This is a genomic window from Kitasatospora sp. NPDC059827 (assembly GCF_042731675.1).
In the GTDB taxonomy this organism is placed as follows: Bacteria; Actinomycetota; Actinomycetes; order Streptomycetales; family Streptomycetaceae; genus Kitasatospora.
This window is the reverse complement of sequence record NZ_JBHWIV010000078.1, coordinates 1-16,953: the sequence shown is the minus strand read 5'-3', so window position 1 is coordinate 16,953 and position 16,953 is coordinate 1. Positions and strand designations below refer to the sequence as shown.

Sequence of the window (16,953 nt, the reverse complement as noted above, 5' to 3'; positions counted from 1 at the left end):
TCCCAACCCCTCGTCGAACCAGTCGAACCAGTCGAACCACCGGAGGTGACCCCGTGGAACCGCGCTTACCGGAACGCTGCGCACACATCGTCAGGATCCAGCGGGAGCGCGGCCGCGCGGCGCTCACGCCCGAACGGCTCGACGAGCTGGCCGGGTACCACGACCGGCCCCCGGCGCCCGCCGACGGGGAGGCGGACGGCGAGGCGGAACTGCTCGGACTGCTGACCCGGCCGTTCAGCCGGACGACGGACATACCGAGGTACTACCGCTACACCAACCTGCACGTCTTCGACTGGTTCCTGGGCCGGCGGCCGGACGATCAACTGACCGGCGCCGCCGAGGCGTTGACGGTCTCACTGACCGCCCTGCTCGCGGTGGAGCGGGCCGCCCCGGCCGGGGCGATCGACCCCGCGACCTCGGCGGAGCGGCAGCAGCGGCTGCGGGCCCCGCTCGACCGGGTGGCGGAACTGACCTTCGACCCGGCCGGGGCGGTCCCGCTGGGGGAGGCGCTGCGCGCCCGGGAGAGCGACCCGCGGGCGCGCTGGAACCGCTTCGTGCTGGCCGAGTGCACCGGCTTCCCGCAGTCCGACAAGCACGACGAGCACCTCTTCCTGCGCTCCGTGCACGCCTGCGAGATGGTCTTCTTCCTGGTCCGCGCCCTCGTGCTGCGGGCCGCCGAGACCTGCGCGGGCGACCGGCGGGAGGCCCGGACCAGGCTCCGCCAGGCCGTGCTGACGGCCGAGCTGCTGAACGGCGTGTTCAGCGCGCTGTGGACGATGTCGCCCGAGCGCTTCATGGAGTTCCGGGCGGAGACCGGTGACGCCAGCGCCGTGCAGTCCATGAACTACCACGCCATGGAGATCGTGCTCTACGGCCTGGACCCGGAGAAGGAGAAGGTCCTGGAGGAGTACGGGCACCTGGCCGAGCTGCGCGGGATCCTCGCCGAGGAGTGGCAGGCCCAGGGCGCCCGGGTGCGGGCCGCCGGGGACGGCGAGATGGACCGCCACCTCGACGCACTGCTACGGGTGCTCCGCCGTTGGCGCGGGCGCCACTACGGCTTCGCCGTCCGGTACCTGACCCCCGAGCTCACCGGCTCCGGCGGCACCGAAGGCGCGAACTACCTCAAGAGGTTCGTGGAGAAGCGGGGCCTTCCGGCACCCGAGCGGTCCCGGGGCGTCCGGACCTTCCTCACGTGCTGACCACCGGAGAGAACGAGGAGACCATGCCGACCGAGCGACTCACCCTGGTGTGCCTGCCCTTCGCCGGGAGCGGGGCCGGCTTCTACCGCGCCTGGGCCGACCTCGCGGTGCCCGGCCTGACGGTGCTGCCGGTCCAACTGCCCGGGCGGGAGGAGCTGTTCCTGGACGATCCGCTCACCGAGGTGGCCCAGGCCGTCGCCCTGCTCGCCCCCCGGATCGCCGAACTCACCGACGGTCGGCGGTTCGCGCTCCTCGGCCACAGCCTCGGCGCCGTGCTCAGCTACGAGATCGCGCTCGCCCTCGACCGGCAGGGCGACCGCGGCCCGGAGCACCTGTACGTCAGCGGCTCACCCGGCCCGTCGAACGGGCGCGAGGCCCGCGCCACCGGGCTGGACGACACCGAATTCCTGGCCCGCGTCCAGGAGTTCGCCGGCTACCGGCACGAGGCCTTCGACGACCCGGACCTGCGGGAGGTCCTGCTGCCGGTGCTCCGCGCCGACGTCGCCATGCACGAGGACTACGCGCCGAGCACGACCGAGCCCCTGCGCGTCCCGGTCACCTCGCTGCGAGGCGCCGAGGACGACCTGGTCACCGCCGCGCAGGCCCGGCAGTGGCAGGACGTCACCGAGGGGGAGTTCCGCTACCTCGAACTGCCCGGCGGCCACATGTACCTGGTCGACTCGCCCGAGGCCCTGCTGCGGGCCGTCGCCCGGGGCGGGACGGAGCACGGGACGGAGGAAGCGCGGACATGCAGCTGACGGACCGGACCGCCGTGATCACGGGAGCGGCCCGCGGGCTCGGCCGCGCGTGCGCCCTCCGCTTCGCCCGCGAGGGCGCCGACCTGGTGCTCCTCGACCTCGCCGGCGACCTGGACGGCGTGGACTATCCGCTGGGCAGCCGCAGCCAGCTGGACCACACGGCAGAGCTGTGCGAGGAGCACGGCAGCGCGGTCGTCACCGCCGCGGTCGACCTGCGCGACCCGGCGGGCGTGCAGGAGGCGGTCGGCCGGGCGCTGGAGCGCTTCCACCGGATCGACGTGCTGGTCAACAACGCCGGCATCGCGGCGCCGTCCGGCCGCCCGGTGCACGAGACCAGCGAACGCGACTGGGCGCTCATGCTGGACGTCAACCTCTCCGGCGCCTGGCGGATGATCAGGGCGGTCGCGCCGGGCATGGTCGAGCAGGGGTCCGGGAGCATCATCAACGTCTCCTCGACCGCCGGACTGGTCGGCTACCGCTACTTCGCGGGGTACGTCGCCGCCAAGCACGGACTCATCGGCCTGACCAAGGCCGCGGCCCTGGACTACGCGCCCCACCGGATCCGGGTCAACGCGCTCTGCCCCGGCTCGGTGCGCGACGACCCGCTGGTCGAGGGCCGGATGCTCACCGAGATCGCCCGCTCGCTCGACCTGCCGGCCGACGGCCACGAGGAGGCCTTCCTCCGCGACCAGCCCATGAACGCGCTCGTCGAACCCGCCGACGTGGCCGGGGCGGCGCTCTGGCTGGCCGGGGACGACTCCCGCCGGGTGACCGGAACGGTCCTCACCGTCGACGGCGGCTTCGTCACCCGGTGACGGCACCGGACCGCCCAGAGCTCGGCAGGAGGCCGACCGTGGTTGCACAGACCGAAGTGACTCCGCCCCCACCCGTGGCCGGACCACCCACCGGCGCCGGCCACGACCGGGCGCACCCCGGGCTGCCGTCCGGCCTGCGGCTGCCCGCGCAGGGGCGGGCCTGCCACGGGGTGATCGCCCGGCTGCCCGGCACCCCCGGCACCCCCGGCTCGGACGGCACACCCGGCCCGGACGACACCCGCCGACGGCTGGAGCAGGCCGCCCGCCGCCTGCCGGAACTCGGCTCGCCCCGGCTCTGGGAGACCAGGGTCCCGACGACCCGGGACGACCCGCGGGCCGCCGCGCGGGCCCGGCGGGAGCTGCTGCGCCCGGTCCACGACGAACGCTCCCCGCTCCGTGCGGTCCGGCTGACGTACGCGGACGGAACCGCGGACCTGGTCCTCGTCGCCCTGCGCCGCCTCGTCCCGCGCGCCCTGCTGGAGCAGGTGGCCGGGGCCCTGCTCACCGGGGCGGCGGTGGAGCCGCCGTCCGCCGACGCGCCGTCCGCGCCGTCCACCCCGTGGGCCGCTACCGCCCCGGCTGCCCCGACCGCCCCGGCCGACTGGGGCCTGGGGGACCGGCACCGCGGCGGTACCGTCAGCGCCCGCCCGCTCGCCGTGCCCGGCCCCGGAGCCGGCCGGGGACCGGGGACCGCGCGGCTGCTCGTGGAGGCCCTCGCCCTCACCGTCGCCCGGTACTCCGGAGCGGAGACCGTGGCGATCGGAAACCTCGACGTGACGCGCGGACGGGCGGAGACCGCGCGCCTGAGCGTCCGGCAGATCGACGAGGAGCAGTGCGTCGCCGACCGACTCGCCGAAGCCGATGCCGAAGCCGAAGCCGAACCAGACTCCGCACCCGGTTCGGGCCCCCGGCCGGAGCTCCCGGCGGTCGGCGTCGTCCACGCCGAGGCCTGGGACGGCTGCACCTACCTGCCCTGCCTGACGCCCCTCTTCCCGATCACCGTGCACCTCCTGGAACGCCCCGACGGCGCGGTCGAGGCGTCCTGCTGGTTCGACGAGGGCGTCCTCGCCCCGGAGGTGGCCGACACCTTCTGCGCCTCGGTCGAGCGGCTGGCCGCACGGTTCGCGGCCGACTCCGGCGCGACCGTGCCGGCCACGCTGCCGCCCCTGACCCCGGAGGAGACGGCCCGGGTCCTGCGCCGGGGCGGCGCCGGCCGGGCCCCCGGCCCCGGCGCCGACCGGCGGATCGACGACTGCTTCGAGGAGGCGGCACGCCGACGCCCCGACGCGGTGGCGCTGACCGACGAGCACGGAGAGCTGACGTACGGACAGCTCGACGAGCGCGCCGACCGGGTCGCGGCAGGCCTGCACGCCTTCGGAGTCGCCCCGGGGAGCAAGGTCGGTGTCTGCCTGGACCGCGACGCCTCGGTGGTCGTCGCGATGCTCGGCATCCTGAAAGCCGGGTGCGCCTACGTCCCGATGGACGTCCGCTACCCGGCGGACCGGCTGCGGTACGTCGTCGAGGACGCGCGACTGCCCCTCGTCGTCGCCGACGCGGAGTCCTTCCCCGCCGTCGCGGACGTCCGGGTCGTGGGCCTCGACGAGCTGAGCGCCCGTGGCCTGCCCGGCGGCGGTGGCGACCGACGGCAGGGAACCCCCGCCGACGACGCCTACGTGATCTACACGTCCGGGTCCACCGGCCGCCCCAAGGGCGTGGTCGTCCCGCACCGCAACGTGACCGCCCTGCTGGCGGCGACCGGTCCGGACTTCGCGCTGCGCCACGACGACGTCTGGACGCTGTTCCACTCCACCGCCTTCGACTTCTCGGTCTGGGAGACCTGGGGCTGCCTGCTCAGCGGCGGACGCCTCGTCGTCGTCCCGCACTGGACGGCGCGCGACCCCGAGGAGTTCCACCGGCTCCTGGTCGAGCAGCGGGTCACCGTCCTCAACCAGACCCCGTCGGCCTTCGCCCAACTCGTCCGCGCGGACCGGGCCGCGAAGGCCGAACTGTCGGTGCGCCTGCTGGTGCTCGGCGGCGAACCGCTCGACGTGGCGCTGCTCGCCCCCTGGTTCGCCGGGCACTCCCCGACCCGGTGCCGGGTGGTGAACATGTACGGCATCACCGAGACCACCGTGCACGTGACCGCCCAGACGATCACCCCGGCCGAGCTGGTGGCCGGTTCCCGCTCGGTGGGACGCGCCCTGCCCGGCTGGTCGGTCTCCGTCCGGGACGCGCGGGGACGCGTCCTGCCACCGGGGGCGGCGGGCGAGATCCACGTGGGCGGTGCCGGACTCGCGGCGGGCTACCTGGGCCGGCCGGAGCTCACGGCCCAGCGGTTCGTCACCGACGAGGCGACGGGCGAACGCCTCTACCGCAGCGGGGACCAGGGGCGGCTGCGCCCCGACGGCAGCCTCGACCACCTCGGACGGCTGGACCAGCAGGTCAAGATCCGCGGGCACCGGATCGAACCGGGCGAGATCCGGGCCGTACTGGCGGCCGACCCGGCGGTGAGCGAGGCCGTCGTCGTCGCCACCGCGGCGGCTCCCGGCGATCCGGCGAGCAGCCGGATCGACGCGTACGTCGTCCTGGCCGGAGAAGCGCATGAGGCCGGGGAGGCCGGGGAGGCCGGGGAGGCCGACACCGCGCGGATCCTCGACAACGCCCGCCGCATCCTGCCCGACTACATGGTCCCCGCCACGCTCACCCGGATCCCCGCCGTCCCGCTCACCACCAACGGCAAACCGGACCTCGACCGGCTCCCGCCACCGGCCGCCGCCGGCCGGGCCGACGGCAGCCCCGACAGCACCCCGCCGGGCCCGGCCGGGACTGATGACCTCGCCGCCGAGGTGCTGGGCATCTGGAGCGAGCACCTGAGGGCCGAGGTGTCCATGGCCGACAACTTCTTCCTGCTGGGCGGCAATTCGCTGCTCGTGCTGCGGGTGCTCAGGTCCTTGCAGGAGCGGGGGCTGCCGAGGATCGCGCCCCGCGACTTCTACCGCAACTCGACCGCCGACACGTTCATCCGGCTCGTCGCCGCCCGGCGCGACGCGCCCGGCACCGACCGGCCCTGACCGGCACCGACCGGCCCTGACCGGCACCGACCGGCCCTGCCCTGACCAACCGATCCTGGAAGAAGGTACTGCGAGCCATGGACACGAACGGGATCTCCGCGGTGGTATCCGGCGGCGCGAGCGGACTCGGCGCGGCCACCGTCCGGGAGTTGGCCGCCCACGGCGTCAAGGTGGTGATCGCCGACCTCGGCGAGCAGCCGGGCAAGGCGCTGGCCGACGAGGTCGGCGGCCTCTTCGTCAGGACGGACGTGACCGACGAGGCGCAGGTGGAGGCCGCTGTCCAGGCCGCCGTCGACACCGGCCTCCCGCTGCGCGTCATCGTCAACAGCGCCGGTATCGCCTGGGCCTCCCGGACGGTCGGGCGGGACGGCGCCCCGCACGACCTCGGCCAGTTCGAGAACGTCGTCCGGGTCAACCTGGTCGGCACCTTCAACCTGCTGCGGATCGGCGCCGCGCGGATCGCCCGGACGGCGCCCGTCGACGCCGACGGCCTGCGCGGCGTGGTGGTCAACACGGCCTCCGTCGCGGCGCTGGAGGGCCAGACGGGCCAGGTCGCCTACGCCGCCTCCAAGGCGGGCATCGTCGGCCTGACCCTGCCCGCGGCCCGCGACCTGGCGGCGGTCGGCGTCCGGGTCAACACGATCTGCCCGGGCATCATCGACACGCCGATCTACGGCGAGGGCGAGGCCGCCGAGGCGTTCAAGGCCAAGCTGGTCGCGCCCGTCCCCTTCCCCAAGCGGGCCGGCCGGGCGGCGGAGTTCGCGCACCTGGTGCGCTTCCTGATCGAGAACGACTACGTGAACGGCGAGACGATCCGCTTCGACGGCGGGATCCGCTTCCAGCCGTGAACCCCGGCCGGGCACCGGCGGGGGGATCGGGCCGATCCCCCCGCCGGTGTCGCTGCTACCGGTGTCGCCGCTGCCGGTCAGCTCAGGGTGCGGACGGCGGCGGCGTCGTAGGGGCGGAGCTCGGAGAAGCGTCCGCCGAGGACCTTGGCGGCCCACTGCGGGTCCTGGAGCAGGGCGCGGCCGATCGCGACGAGGTCGAACTCGTCGCGCTCCAGGCGGTCGAGGAGGTTGTCGATGCCCTGGGTGTCGGAGCCCTCGCCGGCGAAGGCGGCGATGACGTCGCCGGCCAGGCCGACGGAGCCCACGGTGATGGTGGGGCGGCCGGTGAGCTTCTTGGTCCAGCCGGCCAGGTTGAGGTCGGAGCCGTCGAACTCGGGGACCCAGTAGCGGCGGGTCGAGGCGTGGAAGGCGTCCACGCCGGCCTCGGCGAGCGGGGCGAGGACCGACTCCAGCTCCTGCGGGGTCTCGGCGAGCCGGGCGTCGTAGTTCTCCGACTTCCACTGCGAGTAGCGGAAGATCACCGGGAACTCGGGGGAGACGGCGGCGCGTACGGCCGCGACGAGTTCGGCGGTGAACTTCGTCCGGGCGACCGGGTCGCCGCCGTAGCCGTCGGTGCGGCGGTTGGTGCCGGCCCACAGGAACTGGTCGAGCAGGTAGCCGTGTGCGCCGTGCAGCTCGACGCCGTCGAAGCCGATCCGCTCGGCGGCCGCGGCGGCCTCGGCGAAGGCGGCTATGACGGCGTCCAGGTCGGTCCGGGTCATCGCCCGGCCGGTGCCCTCGGTGCCGTCGAGCCGGATGCCGGAGGGGCCGACGGCCGGGGCGTCGGCGACCGGCGGCTCGCCCTGCTTGCGCACCATGCCGATGTGCCAGAGCTGCGGCACGATGGTGCCGCCCGCCGCGTGCACCTCGGCGGCGACGCGGGCCCACCCGGCGAGCTGCTCCTCGCCGTGGAAGCGCGGGATGCTGTCGCTCTGCCCGGCGGACTCGTGGTTGACGTACGTGCCCTCGGTGACGATCAGGCCGACGCCCGCGGCGGCGCGGCGGGCGTAGTAGGAGCTCACGTTCTCGCCGGGGACGCCGCCCGGGGAGAACTGGCGCGTCATCGGTGCCATGGCGATGCGGTTGGGCACGGTCAGCCCGTTGATCGTGACGGGCCGGGAGAGGATCTCGGCCGCGCGGGAGGAGGAGGGCTCGGTGACGGTCATGGGGTTTCCTCGCGGGTAGCGGTGGGGTGCGCCGGGTCAGCGGTGATCGCCGGTGCCAACCACCGCGGCGGCCCCCGCATTTCGCCCTCCGGCCGGATCCCGGCGTGATCCACGCCACTCCGTGCGACCCCACGCCGCCGCGCGCCGTTCCCGCCCCCCTCCCGGGCCGCTTCGCGAGGGCGGACGGTCAGACGGGCGGGTGGGGGTGGCCGGTGAGGAACTCGGCCAGGGTGCGGACGCCGAAGCCGGTGGCGCCGGCGACCCATTCCGCGTCGGTCCCGTCGGCGAGGGCGGTGCCCTGGATGTCGAGGTGGGCCCAGGGGATGCCGGGCGGGACGAACTCGCGCAGGAAGTGGCCGGCGAGCAGTGCGGTGCCGTGCCGGGTGCCGAGGGTGTAGTTGACCAGGTCGGCGATCCGGGAGCGGAGTTGGGGCCGGTACGCGTCGGGCAGCGGCAGCGGCCAGAGCGGCTCCCCGGCCCGGGTGCCGGCCGCGCGCAGGCGCTCCACCAGGGTGTCGTCGGTGCCCATCAGCGCGGCGACCCGGCGGCCCAGGGCGATCGCGGCGGCGTCGGTGAGGGTGGCGATGTCGATGATCGCCTGCGGCCCGGTCTCGCCGGCCAGGACCAGGGCGTCGGCCATGATCAGCCGTCCCTCGGCGTCCGCGTGGCAGATCTCGACGGTGGTGCCGTTGCGCATCACCAGGACGTCGCCGACCCGGATCGGGTCGGCGTTGGGCATGTTCTCGGTGAGCGGCAGCCAGGCGTCCACGGCGACGGGGCAGTCCAGCGCGTCGAGGACGGACATCGCCCCGAGGACGGCGGCCGCCCCGGCCATGTCGGCCTTCATCCCGGCCAGTTGCGCGTTGGGCTTGAGGGACAGGCCGCCGGCGTCGAAGGTGACGCCCTTGCCGACCAGCGCGATCCGTGCGGTCCCTGCCGTACCCTCGGCCCGGCCGTCCGGCCGGTAGCCCAGCTTGACCAGCCTGGGCGGCTCCAGGGAGCCCCGGCTGACCCCGAGCAGTCCGCCCAGCCGCTCGTCGGCGATCCGGCGGCCGTCCCAGACCTCGCACTCCAGACCGGTCGCCGCGGCGAGCTCGGCCGCGCGGTCGGCGAACACGGTCGGGGTGAGGGCCTCGCCCGGTTCGTTGACCAGGTCCCGGGCCAGGAGCACGGCTTCGGCCAGCCTGCGGCCCTCGAACAGGCCGCGGGCGGCGTCCGGTGTCCCGGGGGTGAGCACCTCGACGAGCTGGTCGGTCGGCGCGGCCGCGCCGCTCCGGTACCGGGTGAACCGGTACCCGCCGAGCAGGTACCCCTCGACCAGCGGCCGGAGGTCCGGGCCCGGCGGGTGGACGGCCAGTCGTCGGTAGGCGCCGACGGCTCGGGCCAGTCCGGCCGCCGCGGCCCGGATCGCGTCCCGGTCGGTCCGGGCCCGCGGCCCGATCCCGAGCAGCACGGTCACGGGGGTGCCGGGCAGTTGCAGCACCTCGCCCACCTCGCCGCTGAACCCGGTGCCGGTGAGGAACGCGGCGGGCAGGTCGGCGGGCAGTTCGCCGACCCGCACCGGCCGCACGACGGCCTCCGCCCCCGGGCCGGGCTCGGGGCGCAGCTCCCAGGTGACGCTCACGCCCGCTCCCGTCGGGCGGCGCGCCGGGCCGCGCCCCAGGCCTCCAGGTCGGCGAGGTAGGCGCGGGCCAGTTCGGCCATGCCGTCGGCCGCGCCGACGGCCGCCCAGCCGCGCGCCGCGGAGATCGCGTACGGGTCCACCCGGAGGGCCTGGAGGTAGCAGTCCTCGGCCAGGACCGGCCGGCCGGCCCGCCGGAAGCACTCGGCCGCGGCCGCGTAGCCGAACGCGGTGGAGACCGGGCCGAGCCGGGCGGTCCGCAGGAAGCTGTCGGCCGCCTCCCGGGGGCGGTCGCGCCGCAGCAGGCCCTCCGCCACCTCGATGTGGGTCTTGGGCTCGTACGGGTCCAGGGCCACCGCCTCCGCGACCAGGAGGTCACCGCGGTCGTCCTCGCCGAACGCGTAGCACTCCTTGGAGCGGCTCTCCACGCAGGCCCGCAGGTTCTCCCGCTTGAGGAACTCCTGGTACGGCCCCTCGGCGGGCACCGCCCGGGCCAGCTCCTCGGCGCGGTCCATGTCGCGGGCCAGCCAGGCGCGGTCCCCGGCCATGAACGGGACGAAGCTGACGCTGCGGTAGAACCGGCTCTCCATCATCGTCTTCTCGAACGCCGAGCGGTCCGGGTCCGCCAGCAGCTCCTCCAGGGCGCGGGCGCCGATCTCCCGCCAGCGCGCCGCCTCCTCCTGCGAACGCGTCTCGCGGGCGTGGAACACCACCGCCACCACGGCGATGACGAACCGCAGGTGGGTCGGGCAGGCCGGGTGTCCGGCGATGGCGAAGGAGGTCTCCGGCGTGGCCACCTCGGTGCCGACCGAGGCGACGTACCGCACCAGGTCGCGCCAGTGGTGCAGGCGCAGCTCGGCGGGGGTCCGGAGCCGGTCGACCGGTACGGGCGGGATCAGCTCCAGGACGAGCTTGGTGAACCCGAGCCGGTACAGCACCATGGCGACCTGCCGGCGCCGCTCGGGGTCGCAGCGGTCGAAGTCCTCCAGCCATTCGCACAGCCGGTTCCAGCGCGGTGTGCGCAGGTGCTCGGGCAGATCGGCCGGGTGGTCGACCGCGAACTCGGTCAGCCCGGACTCACGGATCAGGTTGCCCCGGAAGGCCGGCGGCATGAGGCGCTGCCAGTTGACCTCGGCCCGTTCGCCGCCGCGCTCGGCGAACTCGTAGGCGAGGCTGGGCAGTCGGGCGTACAGGCCGGGGGATTCGGACTCGCCCAGGTTGAAGTACGAGGCGTACATCCGGTAGTGCCAGTTGTTGGTGTACGGCCGCTCCCGGTCCCGGGTGGCGGCGCGTCCGGTCAGCTCCTCCAGCGGCCGGTCGCCGTCCTCGCGGCAGGCCTCCAGCAGCGCGTCCCGGGTGGCGGCGGCGCGCGGTGCGGCGCGGAAGGCCCGTTCGTTGAGCACCCGTGCGAACTCGGTGTCCCCGAGTTCGCGGGCGCAGTGGGCGGCCCGCAGTAGCGCGAAGCCGGTGCCGAACGGGCCGAGCCGGGCGGCGTGCAGGTAGCCGGCCAGCGCCTGCTCGTGCGCGCCGGCGCGCTCGTGGGCCTGCGCCGCCTGCATCCGGATCTTGACGTCCCACGGATCGAGGGCCAGGCCCTCCTCGACGGCGGTGCGCTCGGCCTCGGTGTCGCCCATCCGCACCGCGATCTCCAGGTGCCGGTCGAGCAGTCGCCGGCGGGTCTCCAGCAGGACCAGTGCGTCGTCCCGGTCGGGTGCGGTCAGCTCGGCGACGCCCGCCCGGACGTCGGCCAGCAGCGCCCGGGCGCCGCCGAAGTCCCGCTGCCGCTCGGCGTACATCACCTCGCGCAGCGCCAGCCGGGCGGTCAGGACGGTGTGGGTGAAGGGGGTGAGCTCGCCCGCGACCTCCTTGAGCAGCTCCCGGGCACGGTCGAGGAGGAGCGGCGCGGCGGAGTCGTCCCCGGCGTGCCGGGCGAGCAGGTAGCCCCAGGCGGCCACCGCCTGGACGTGGGCGACCGTGGGCGCGGGGTTCTCGGCCAGCACCCGGTAGGCCGCGGTGGTCCGCTCGGAGAGGCCCTCGGAGCCGAACAGGGCGGCCGCGCGGGCGGCCTGGACGCCCGCCGTCACCTGGTGGCGGCAGGCCGCCGGGTCGAGGTCCTCCGGGACGACCTCCAGGACCGCGGCGGGGAGGCAGACCGCGACCAGCCAGTGCGCGAGCCCGGACCGGTCCACCTGGTCCAGCTCGGCGTGCCGCCGGTACGCCTCGGTCATCCGCCGCCAGGCGGGGGAGGCCAGCTCGTCGGGCAGGTCGGTCGGGAGCACCGCCCGGTAGGCGGTCAGCCGGGACTCCTGCACCAGCAGCCGGCGGTAGCTCGCGGGCATCGTCATGCCGAACCGCAGCGCGCCCGGAGCGGGATTCTCGAAACGCCGGGCGGCCAGCACCGCCGACCGTGCCTGGACGGCGGTGGCCGGTGATTCGGCACCGTCGAAGTACGGGCGGTGCACCTCGAAGGTGAGCCAACTCGGCGCGTTGACCCCGACGATTCCGTGACTGAATTCCCAACGGTTCACGCGGTCATTCCTCTGCTTTTCTGGAGTCGGCCACCGGGCGATCGGCGACATGCCCCGCGACGGAATATCCGGACGGACCGGAATTCCCTCGCGGGGCATGCGTGGAGCGCCGGGATCAGACGCCGGCGTCGTCGATCAGACAGGTCCAGCAGTCCGCCGCACCAGTGCTGATCTCGACCTCGTCCTCCAGGGACTCCCAGGTCTCGTAAGCCATTTCGCCACCCCTCTCTTTTCACGGGCCGGACCGGATATCCGGTCCGGCGAAGCGGTTGAGCGATATTCTTCGGGAACCGGAACGGCGTCGTCAAGGCTTCTGCGCGGCAAGCTCGGAGAGGATCTCCGCCACTTCTCCGTCGGTCGTCCAGAAATGCGGGGAAACCCGGACCCAGCCGTCCGGAACGGAAACGTGTATTCCGGCCGACGCCAATTTCCGGACGATCTCCACCCCTTCCGTCCGGTGGCCGGTGAAACTCACGACGCCCGAGTGCCCGGTGCCGTCCGGGGGGAGCGCCAGGTCGTAGCCGAGCTCGCCGATCCCGGCGCGCAGCCGGTCGGCCAGGGTGCGCACCCGCCCGGTGACCGCAGTGATGCCGGTCTCCTCCAGCTCGGCCAGCGCGGCGGCGAGCCCGGCCATGCCGACCAGGTCGTACATCCCGCCCTCGACCCTGGCCGCCCCGGCCCGTTCGGGCAGGTCGTAGCGCAGGTGCCCCGGCCCCTTGGACACCTCCGCGGCGCCCTGGTGGCCGAACCAGCCGGTGGGCGTGGTGCGCAGCAGCTCCAGCCGGTCGGCCCGGCAGTAGAACACCCCGGTGCCCGGCGGCCCGCACAGCCACTTGTGCGCGCCCGCGGCCAGGAAGTCCACCGGGGTGTCGGCCACCGACAGCGGCAGCGCGCCGAAGCTCTGCACGGCGTCCACGCAGACCAGCGCCCCGACCTCGGCGGCCAGCGCGCAGATCCGGTCGAGGTCGCAGCGGAAGCCGGTCGCGAAGTTGACGTGGCTCACCGCCACGAGACGGGTGGCCGGCCCGACGGCCGCCGCCACGTCCTCGATCCGGTGACCGCCGTCCCGCATCGGCACCCAGACCGGCTCGACCCCGAAGCGGCGCAGCCGCAGCCAGGGCCGGACGTTGGCCGGGAAGTCCCGGTCGAACAGCACGACCTGGTCGCCCGGGCGCCAGTCCAGGCCGTCGGCCACCAGGTGGATGCCGGTCGAGGTGTTGGGGACGAAGGCGACCTCGTCGGGCGTGCAGCCGAGCAGCCGGGCGACGGACCGCCGGGCGGCGTTCCGCGCGCCGAACAGGGGCCCGACCCTGGCGCTGCCGTACGGGAGCACCTCGTCCACGGCGGTGCGCATCGCGGCGACGGCGGCGGGCCGGAGCCGGCCGAGCCCGGCGTAGTCCAGGTAGATCTCACCGTTGGCGGTGCCGACCGGTCTGCGGGGCCCGCTCACGAGAGCGCCCCGGCCGAGCGGACGGCCCGCGTCGCGGTGACCGCCATCCAGCCGGCCACCAGCAGCGGCACGCCGTGCAGCAGCAGCACCCACTGCGCCACCCAGGCCGGCTGCAGCACCAGGCTCGTGACGAGCAGACCGGACATGAAGCCCGCGTTGACCGTGATCTGGGACAGCCCGAACGCCCGCCCCCTGCGCCCGTCGGGCAGCTGCTGGAGGGACTGCTTGTAGGTGATCTCGCTCAGCGCGTCGCCCAGACCGGCCCCGGCCGCCGCCAGCAGCCGCGGCCACCAGCCGTCGAGCCAGAACACACCGATGAAGCCCAGCGACATCACCATCGTGGCCACGCAGTACACCGGGGCCGGTGCGCGGTCGACGATGCGCTTGGCCAGGGGCCGCAGCACGAAGCTGGCCAGCAGCAGCCCGGCCGCCCAACTGCCCCACACCGCGCCGGAGACCACGGCGGGCTCGTCCGGGCGCAGTTCGCTGCCCAGCAGCGGCAGTCCGACGTGCTGGGAGGCGCTGCCGAAGGCGTCCAGTCCGCGCAGCGCGACCAGGCCGGCCAGGCCCGCGGCGACCAGCAACGGCCAGGCGCCGGCGCGCTCCCGGGCTCCGGCGGCAGGGCCGTCCGGCTCCCTCATCCGCAGGCGCAGCGCGAGCAGCACCGCGGCCGAGAGCGCGTAGCTGGCCGCGTCCAGCCCGAACACCCAGCGGTACCCGGCCAGGGGGACCAGGACGGTGGCGAGGCCCATGCCGACCATGAAGGCCACCCCTTTGAGCCCGGCCAGCGCGCTGTTCACCGACGGGGTGCGCGGCCCGGCCAGCACGGGCGTGGCGGCGGACAGCGTGGCCTCGAAGACCGACCGCCCGCTGCCGATCACCATGACCGCCGGGTACAGCCACCAGTTCTGCGCGCCCGCCGGCAGCACCGCCAGCAGCGCCAGCATGAGCGACCGGGCGAGGTCGGCGCCGATCATCACCCGGCGGCGGTCCCAGCGGTCCCCGTAGCGGTGCCCGAGCCGCCCGCCCGCGATCGCGCCCGCGTACAGCGCCACGCTGACCAGCCCGGTGTCCAGGGCCGAGTGGTCGAGCTCCCAGACGAAGACGGACAGGCAGATGAAGTCGAGCGCGTAGCCGACGTCCGAGATCGTCTTGGCGGTCAGGAGGACCGCCAGCTGACGGCGACTCGCCGCCGCCGTCCGCCGTGCCGTTCCGGTGCCGGCCGCCACGGCGCCCATGAGGTCTCAACTCCCCGGTTGTGTGAGGGCTGTCATGATTCCCTCACCAACCCCCCACTTTCAAGAGGTAGTTCGATGAGAACTCCGCACCGTGTGGCGGACCTCCCGGTGGACCTCGCCGTCCGCGCCCGGGGCGGCGGTCGGGGGTGGGGGTCGCGTGGTGGTCGGGGGTGGTGGTCGGGACACTGAGGAGCGTGCGCGGACCCGCTTCCCGGGAGACCATGCCTCCATGGACGCCGAGACGCTCGTACGGACCCGCCGCTCCCTGCACGCGGTGGCCGAGCTGGTGCTGGCCGGGCCGCAGTACCGGGCGAGCGGGACGATCCGGCTGCGGGCCTGCCCGGGCGGGTTCGGGACGGTGGCCGAGCCGGGGCTGCGCGTGGTGGGTGCGGAGCTGGTGGGGCGCGGGCGGGCGGTGTCGCTCGAACGGACCAGCTGCGTCGCGCTCGGCGCGGCCCTCGGGCTCGGCGTCGGCGCCCCCGAGGGCGTGTACCGGGACGGTCCGGGAGTCGCAGCCGACCGGCCGATCGAGGTGGACCCGGCCGCGGCCCGGTGGCTCGCGCACTGCTTCGCGCTCGGCGAGGCGGCGCTGCGGGAGCTGTTCCCCACGGAGGAGCCGGTCATCTGGCCCGAGCACTTCGACCTGGGGATCACCGTCGACGCGGTGAACTACGGCCTCTCGCCCGGGGACGCGTTCCTCGCGGAGCCGTACGCCTACGTCGGCCCGCACGAGCGGCGGCAGGGGGAGTTCTGGAACGCGCCGTTCGGCGCCGCCCGGACGGTCCACGGGCTCGGTGGCGCCGGCGGGCTGCTGGACTTCCTGGACGAGGGGCGCCGACTGACCGTCGGGGCCTGACGGCCGTTGCCGCCAGGCCCCGACGGGAGGCGGTCAGCTGTGGTGCCAGGTCACCGAGAAGTTGGTGCCGTCGGTGATCTCCGAGGTGGTCGCCTTGGTGACGCCGCCCTTCGTGGCCATGTCGATGACCGACGGGTTCGAGGCGCCGAGGTTCTTCCCGTTCACCTTGGCGTTGGTGAATCCGACGGTGCCGAAGTCGGCCAGCGGAAGGACACCGGACGCGCTCGACGGGGCCTCGGCGATCACCTCGGCGGAGGCCAGGGTCGCGGTCTTCAACGACTTGGCGATGCTGCGGCTCCAGTTCCTCGTCACATTGCGGAGGGTGAGGTTGAAGACACCGTTGCCGGTCGTGGTGACGCTCGCGGTGAAGTGGTCGCCGGGGCGCACGGCATTGTTGAAATAGGCCGGGTAGGCCGGGTACATCTCGTACCAGGACCCGTAGACCGGTGTGCCACGCGAGCAGTCCGCCTCGGTGCCGATCTGTTCGACCGTCTTGCTGCCGTCGCCGTCGAGACCGATCCAGAAGGCGGAATAGCTGGTGGTGTCGGTACAGGTGACGGTCGGCTGGACCCACTCGGCGCTGACGCTGGTGAACTTGCCGCCGGTGGCCGCGTAGCCGGACCAGTTACTGCTGGTGCCGTACATGAGTGAGCTGTCGTGGTGGTGCTCGGCGATCGGGGCCAGGAAGGCGCCCTGGGCGGGGAGGGCGGGCGAAGCGCTGCAGAGCAGCGCCAGCAGGGAGGTGGTGGCGACGAAGGTGCGCCGAAGGGCTTTGGACATGGCTGGTCCCTGGGGTGTCTGAGGGGAGTTGACCAAGCGTCGACAAAGCTAGCGGCCGAGGCCCTGGGCGACGGGCCACGAAGCGGCGGCGGTCCCCGGATTCCCCTGGTCGGCCCAGCCCGGCCCAGCCCGGCCCGGGTGGTCGGCCGGGCGGGTGGCCGGGCCTGACGAGCCGAGTTTGTCCCGGGGGCCGGACGGGGGTACTGTCTCCCAGTCGCTCGGCAGGGAGCACCGGACACGCATCGGCGCGGACGGTCCCGGGGCGGCCAATCCCTTGAAACACCGCGTCAGGTCCGCGCCTGCCGTTTCGCTTCTTTGCGTCTCGGCTCGGTGCTTATGTGGCATGTGCGTTTTATCGGATTGCGGCTGGATTCGCTTTTCGGAGCGGGGGTCGGCTAGAGTTTGAAACGTCGGACGGGGCGTCAAGCCGCAGAAGACACCAGCGAGTTGGATGACGAAGCCCCGGAAAGCGGAGCGGAAAACATCTGATAAGCTTGAAACACGAAAGAACGAAGCGCCCGGAGGGCCCGCTGGAAGGCGGTCCGAAGGAAGCGTCCGTTCCTTGAGAACTCAACAGCGTGCCA

General features: G+C 74.2%; 12 protein-coding genes. 6 read left to right on the top strand and 6 right to left on the bottom strand.

What is annotated here, in order from left to right; translation table 11 throughout:
- Positions 1-53: 53 nt before the first annotated feature.
- The 5 genes from ACFV8H_RS33125 to ACFV8H_RS33105 all read left to right on the top strand — a co-directional run bounded on the left by ACFV8H_RS33125 (position 54) and on the right by ACFV8H_RS33105 (position 6,691).
- Positions 54-1,199 (top strand): tryptophan 2,3-dioxygenase family protein, encoded by a 1,146-nt coding sequence (locus ACFV8H_RS33125; RefSeq protein ID WP_380407338.1) that lies wholly within the window; start codon positions 54-56, stop codon positions 1,197-1,199.
- Positions 1,193-1,957, top strand: coding sequence for a thioesterase II family protein (locus ACFV8H_RS33120; protein ID WP_380407337.1), 765 nt, complete (start codon positions 1,193-1,195; stop codon positions 1,955-1,957). Before ACFV8H_RS33125 ends, ACFV8H_RS33120 begins: the two co-directional genes overlap by 7 nt.
- A complete protein-coding gene (locus ACFV8H_RS33115; RefSeq protein ID WP_380407335.1) occupies positions 1,948-2,772 on the top strand; it encodes a mycofactocin-coupled SDR family oxidoreductase in 825 nt (274 codons plus the stop codon). The genes ACFV8H_RS33120 and ACFV8H_RS33115 overlap by 10 nt, the downstream gene beginning before the upstream one ends.
- Positions 2,773-2,846: 74 nt before the next feature.
- Positions 2,847-5,843 (top strand): amino acid adenylation domain-containing protein, encoded by a 2,997-nt coding sequence (locus ACFV8H_RS33110; RefSeq protein ID WP_380407334.1) that lies wholly within the window; start codon positions 2,847-2,849, stop codon positions 5,841-5,843.
- Between the two features lie 77 nt (positions 5,844-5,920).
- On the top strand, positions 5,921-6,691 hold the full coding sequence (locus tag ACFV8H_RS33105; RefSeq protein ID WP_380407332.1) for an SDR family oxidoreductase: 771 nt from the start codon (positions 5,921-5,923) through the stop codon (positions 6,689-6,691).
- Between the two features lie 77 nt (positions 6,692-6,768).
- Here the strand turns inward: ACFV8H_RS33105 and ACFV8H_RS33100 are convergent, their stop codons facing one another.
- The 5 genes from ACFV8H_RS33100 to ACFV8H_RS33080 all read right to left on the bottom strand — a co-directional run bounded on the left by ACFV8H_RS33100 (position 6,769) and on the right by ACFV8H_RS33080 (position 14,733).
- Positions 6,769-7,896, bottom strand: a complete 1,128-nt coding sequence (locus ACFV8H_RS33100; protein ID WP_380407330.1) for an NADH:flavin oxidoreductase — start codon at positions 7,894-7,896, stop codon at positions 6,769-6,771.
- A 187-nt stretch (positions 7,897-8,083) separates the two neighbouring features.
- Positions 8,084-9,520 (bottom strand): leucyl aminopeptidase, encoded by a 1,437-nt coding sequence (locus ACFV8H_RS33095; protein WP_380407328.1) that lies wholly within the window; start codon positions 9,518-9,520, stop codon positions 8,084-8,086.
- Positions 9,517-12,045 carry a hypothetical protein gene (locus tag ACFV8H_RS33090; protein WP_380407326.1) on the bottom strand — a complete coding sequence of 843 codons (2,529 nt, stop codon included), beginning with the start codon at positions 12,043-12,045 and terminating at the stop codon, positions 9,517-9,519. Before ACFV8H_RS33090 ends, ACFV8H_RS33095 begins: the two co-directional genes overlap by 4 nt.
- A gap of 304 nt (positions 12,046-12,349) precedes the next feature.
- A complete protein-coding gene (locus ACFV8H_RS33085) occupies positions 12,350-13,495 on the bottom strand; it encodes an aminotransferase class V-fold PLP-dependent enzyme (protein ID WP_380407324.1) in 1,146 nt (381 codons plus the stop codon).
- Positions 13,492-14,733, bottom strand: coding sequence for an MFS transporter (locus ACFV8H_RS33080; protein ID WP_380407322.1), 1,242 nt, complete (start codon positions 14,731-14,733; stop codon positions 13,492-13,494). The genes ACFV8H_RS33085 and ACFV8H_RS33080 overlap by 4 nt, the downstream gene beginning before the upstream one ends.
- Positions 14,734-14,962: 229 nt before the next feature.
- On the opposite strand from ACFV8H_RS33080, the gene ACFV8H_RS33075 reads away from it, so the two are divergent.
- A complete protein-coding gene (locus ACFV8H_RS33075; protein ID WP_380407320.1) occupies positions 14,963-15,589 on the top strand; it encodes a hypothetical protein in 627 nt (208 codons plus the stop codon).
- Between the two features lie 33 nt (positions 15,590-15,622).
- Here ACFV8H_RS33075 and ACFV8H_RS33070 read toward each other — a convergent pair whose 3' ends face one another.
- On the bottom strand, positions 15,623-16,369 hold the full coding sequence (locus tag ACFV8H_RS33070) for a G1 family glutamic endopeptidase (protein ID WP_380407318.1): 747 nt from the start codon (positions 16,367-16,369) through the stop codon (positions 15,623-15,625).
- Positions 16,370-16,953: the final 584 nt, after the last annotated feature.

Excerpts from the sequence above, each read along its gene's own strand:
- ACFV8H_RS33115 (WP_380407335.1), top strand. The coding sequence starts at position 1,948 with ATGCAGCTGACGGACCGGACCGCCGTGATCACGGGAGCGGCCCGCGGG.
- ACFV8H_RS33105 (WP_380407332.1), top strand. The coding sequence starts at position 5,921 with ATGGACACGAACGGGATCTCCGCGGTGGTATCCGGCGGCGCGAGCGGA.
- ACFV8H_RS33100 (WP_380407330.1), bottom strand. The coding sequence starts at position 7,896 with ATGACCGTCACCGAGCCCTCCTCCTCCCGCGCGGCCGAGATCCTCTCC.
- ACFV8H_RS33080 (WP_380407322.1), bottom strand. The coding sequence starts at position 14,733 with ATGGGCGCCGTGGCGGCCGGCACCGGAACGGCACGGCGGACGGCGGCG.
- ACFV8H_RS33075 (WP_380407320.1), top strand. The coding sequence starts at position 14,963 with ATGGACGCCGAGACGCTCGTACGGACCCGCCGCTCCCTGCACGCGGTG.
- ACFV8H_RS33070 (WP_380407318.1), bottom strand. The coding sequence starts at position 16,369 with ATGTCCAAAGCCCTTCGGCGCACCTTCGTCGCCACCACCTCCCTGCTG.